The 4,490-nt window shown below is 18.6% G+C and carries 5 protein-coding genes and 1 pseudogene; all 6 read left to right on the top strand.

Features of this window, described 5'->3' with window-relative positions; translation table 4 throughout:
• A pseudogene (locus ACXX84_RS04020) lies at window positions 1–364 on the top strand (hypothetical protein); the annotation flags it as partial.
• Window positions 365–548: 184 nt separating this feature from the next.
• Entirely contained in the window at window positions 549–1,355 is an 807-nt protein-coding gene (locus ACXX84_RS04015; RefSeq protein WP_458557427.1) for a hypothetical protein, read from the top strand.
• A 545-nt stretch (window positions 1,356–1,900) separates the two neighbouring features.
• Window positions 1,901–2,905 (top strand): hypothetical protein, encoded by a 1,005-nt coding sequence (locus ACXX84_RS04010; RefSeq protein WP_458572956.1) that lies wholly within the window; start codon window positions 1,901–1,903, stop codon window positions 2,903–2,905.
• Window positions 2,906–2,916: 11 nt separating this feature from the next.
• Window positions 2,917–3,729, top strand: a complete 813-nt coding sequence (locus ACXX84_RS04005) for a hypothetical protein (protein ID WP_458572955.1) — start codon at window positions 2,917–2,919, stop codon at window positions 3,727–3,729.
• 145 nt (window positions 3,730–3,874) lie between these two features.
• A complete protein-coding gene (locus tag ACXX84_RS04000) occupies window positions 3,875–4,291 on the top strand; it encodes a hypothetical protein (protein WP_458559631.1) in 417 nt (138 codons plus the stop codon).
• 9 nt (window positions 4,292–4,300) lie between these two features.
• A complete protein-coding gene (locus ACXX84_RS03995) occupies window positions 4,301–4,471 on the top strand; it encodes a hypothetical protein (RefSeq protein WP_458572954.1) in 171 nt (56 codons plus the stop codon).
• Window positions 4,472–4,490: the final 19 nt, after the last annotated feature.

Here is a 4,490-nt window from a genome sequence, read left to right as displayed (position 1 = left end):
AGAAAAACTTTTAAATATTAAATCTTCAAGAGTTAGAAAAATACTTTTAAATATGATTAACAGTCATAAATTAGAATCTGTTGGAGAAAATAAAAACAGGAAATATAAACTAAAAAATAAAAAGCATAATAAAGATCTTAAGAATGTTAAAAATGATGCTAATAAAGAAAATAAAAATTTAGATCAGGAACTTATTGTTTTAAATTTTGCAAAACAACAAGAAGAATTTAAATCTAAAGATATAGAAAAACTTTTAAATATTAAATCTTCAAGAGTTAGAAAAATACTTTTAAATATGGTTAAAAATAATAAGTTAATATCTATTGGAGAAAATAAAAATAGAAAATATAAACTTAATAAATAATAAGATTAACAAGCAAAAATAATCATTTATTTTTTCTAAATTAATATAGAAATTGATAAATTTATTAAAAAATAATAAAAAAATTCAAGTTTTCAAAAAAAATTTGGATTTTTATGAATATTTTTATTTTTAGTAATATAATTGTATTCCAAAGAAATTTTGGAAAATATTAATAAGGAGAATTATGAATTTTAACATTGAAATTAATAAAAATATATCAGAAATTAATAAAAATAATTTTGAAAATACACATAAAATTAAAAGTATTGATTATAAAAATATATTACTAAACTTGCCAGAAAAAACTAAAGTTAGGATTTTAAAACTTGCTGACAAAGTACTTAACTTAAAATATGAAGATTTTTATAAATTGTCTTTTATAAAATTTCCAAAAAGAAGTTTTGAAAGAGTTAAAGAAGAATATAAAAAAAATATTTTTTATAATGAAATTAAATCTTCCTTAAAAACAAGAGAATATTTTATTTCTACAAGAAGTAGAATTTCAGATGAAGCTACAACATTTGAAGAATTACAAAATATGTACAATATTTATAGCAAAAAACTTAAACAAGACTCTAATAGTTTAGAAAATAGAAAAAAAACATTAGAAAATATTAGTGATAAGGCTACTTGAATTGGAGCTGTTTCATTTTTGTCTCCAGTAATTAGTGGAGTTTTATCTTTTGTTTCTTTAGGAACTTTAATTGCTAATTTAGCACAAGGTGAAAATGAAAACGGAAGAAATTTAAAATATTTAAATAATTTAATTGAAGAGTATACAGATGGAAGACTTGTATTTTTAAACCATCAAACTCAAGCAAACTGAGATAGATTATTCCGTTATTATAATCAATTTTTAGAAAAAGATTTTGTAAAATATAGAAACGATTCAAACACAGAATTAAATAATTTTCTAGAATTTTTGCACAAAGATTTAATGAGATTAAAAGATATTTTAGTTGGTTATTCTAATTATTATGGAAATTATTAAAATAACAAAAAAAGAATATGTTATTTTAAAAAATGTTTTTATTTTTTTTCATATTACTTTTATATTAAGTTTGTTAATTTTATTTTTATGATTTATTATACAAAATTTAATTTTTGTAAAAAATGATTTATGGTACTATAAAATTTTATCTAAATTAATACCCATTCCAATAGTAATTTTAAATATTATAACTAAAAAAAATAAAAAATTTAATTATGAAACAGACGTAAAAATTTGAGAATTTTATTTTTGTATTCCTAATTATGATAGAGTTAAATCTACGAAGAAAATCAGTCAAGAAAAACTAAAAATAATTAAATTTATCATAACATTTTTATACATTTCTTTTACTCTATTAATTATTTTCAATATTTGTTTCAAAGTAAATATTTGAAATTTTGAAAATTTTATTTTTCTTAGTCTAACTCAAGTATTAACTTTCATTTCTTTTATGTTAATTTTATATATTATATTTTTTTTAAATAGATATTTACAAATCCATGTAGGAATGGGGAGAAAAATAAAGTGAAGTGATATTTTATTTTATGTTTATAAAAAATAATTTTCTTATAAAAGATAATTTAAAAATAATTAATTTGCTATTAAAATCTATTTTAAAAGTCGATATCCCTTTTATAATCCAAGGGAGTTTCAGCTTTTACTTAGATGGTTTTATAGATGTTAAACCTAATGATTTAGATATTTTATTTCCTAAAAATAATCAAAATCTTAAAGAAAAAAATACAGATTGAGAAAAAATAGAAGAGACACTTAACATAGAAAAATCATATATAAATAACGAAGTTTATAAATCTTACTTAATTAAAAAAAAATTTAGCAAAATAAAATTGGAAATAATTTTGTCTAAAGAAATAAAACCAATTTATTATAAAAAACATCCAATATTAAATTTTTATTACACAAATGAAAAATATAGATTTGCTTCAAAACTTTCACAAATCTTTAAATTAACTTATTTATATGAAAAAAATATATATTTTAGAAAAAAATTGTTATTATCACTAAAATTAATAGAACAAAACTTTAATTTTATGAAAAAAACTTGCAATTTAGAATTGTGAAAATATTTTAAAGATAATATAATAAGTGATTTATATTTTCAATTACTTGGTTCTAAAATGAATTTTTATAAAAATTATGAAAAAATACTTAAGAATTTTGAAAAGTTTAAAATAGAAATTAATAATTTTCCAAATTTAAAAAAATTTTTAATATATTTAATTAAAAGAAAAAGAAAGTTTTTTGAAAAAATTGAAGTTATTTTTGAATTAAGAGATTCTTTCTTTTCTGTTTTCTTAACTAAAAATAAATTAGAAAACATAGAGCAAAATTATGGATTAAATTTCTTCTTAAATAAACAAGATAAAAATATTAAAAATAAATTGGAGTTATTTCAAAATTTTATTTCTGATTCTTTTCACAAAGTAAAAATAGAAAAATATTATAAAAATGAGGTTTTATCTTTATATATAGTATTTAATTTTTATACATTAGTTTTAGATCTATTAAAAACAAAATTAAAAAATTAAAAGGAGAAAACATGGAAATCAATGTTCAACATATACAAAATTTAAATTATAAAAATGAAAGTAAAAATAAATTCGTCTATAAAGAAATGATAAATTCTTTATCAGAAAAACATAAAATAAGACTTTTAAAATTAGCAGAAAAAGTGTTAAATTTAAATTATGAGGATTTTTACAAACTTTCAGGCTTAAAATTTCCTAAAAGAAGTTTTGAAAGAATTAAAGAAGAATATAAAAAAAGCATTTTTTACAATGAAATAAAATCTTCTTTAAAAACAAAAGAATATTTTATTTCTGACAGAAGTTCCTTAACTTATGAAGAAACCACATTTGAGGAACTAAAAAAAACATATGAATCTTATAAAAATAGAATTTCTAATGATAGAAATGACTATGTAACAAAAAAAGGTTGAATAATTGGTTCTCAAGTATTTATAGGTCTTCTTGGTATAACTGCAATACCTTTTACTTTTGGTGCAAGTGCTGCTGTTTCCGGTGTTGTTTCAGGAACTCTTCTCGCTGCTTCAGTAGGAACTTCTATAGCTAGATCTACTTTAACAGAGAAAGATTATACTTATATGTCTTCATATATTAAAGAATTTTTAGAAAATTATACACAACAAAGATTGGTGTACTTTGCTGATCCTTCAAAAGAAAATTTAATAGAACTTAGAAAAATTTTTCAAAGACTATGGAATCAAGAATTTATACAAAAAAGTGGTGCAGATAATGAAGAATTAAATGACTTTATTAATGCTATTAACAAAAATTTAAATGAAATAGAAAGAAAATTTTATGGTCACAGTTCACATTATGGAAACTACTAACAAAAATTTAAAATTTATAAAGATTTTCTTTCTTTTTTTGAATGTTTTATTTTTTAGTTTTATTATAGTATTAATAATTGGATTTTCGGTTTATAATTTATTTTTTGATTTACAAAGATTTAATTTTTACTTAACAATATCATTAGTGATTGGGGGTTTTATTATAGGAAGTTTGTTACTTATTTCAAAAAATTATTTTAGTAAAAATAATCCTCCAAAAGAAGCAAAACTTTGAGAACTTTATATTTGCTTTACTAATAAAGAAAGAATGGAAAATTCTAAAATAATGACTGAAAAACAAATTAGAAATTTTAAAAAAATAATGATAGTAAATTTTTTATGTATTATTCTTTTATTTTTAAGTGCAAGTGCTCTTAACTTTGCAAATATTTATTTAAAAAGTTCTAATGTAGCAATTATTTTATTTTCTTTAGCCGTTATTCTTCTGTTGCTTGTATATTTAGATAATTTATTTAAAAAACATCTTCAAATTCACGTAGGAATGGATAGAGAAAAAAGAAAAACAGATTTTCTATTTTATGTATTTACCAAGGAAAATTAATAAAATACAATGATTTGAAATTTTACTATTAATTCAAAATCAACACCTAAAATAGAATACAAATTAAATATTATTCCAGAATTAAAAAATGAAAAAAATATAAAAAAATTTATTAATAATTTAACAAATGAAGGAAAAAATGAGTTTGTAATTACAGATATAAAATGTCACTTTTTATAAATATGTGTTAATTTAATGA

This window comes from Mycoplasma sp. AC157, assembly GCF_054343415.1.
This window is presented reverse-complemented; position numbering and strand designations above follow the sequence as displayed.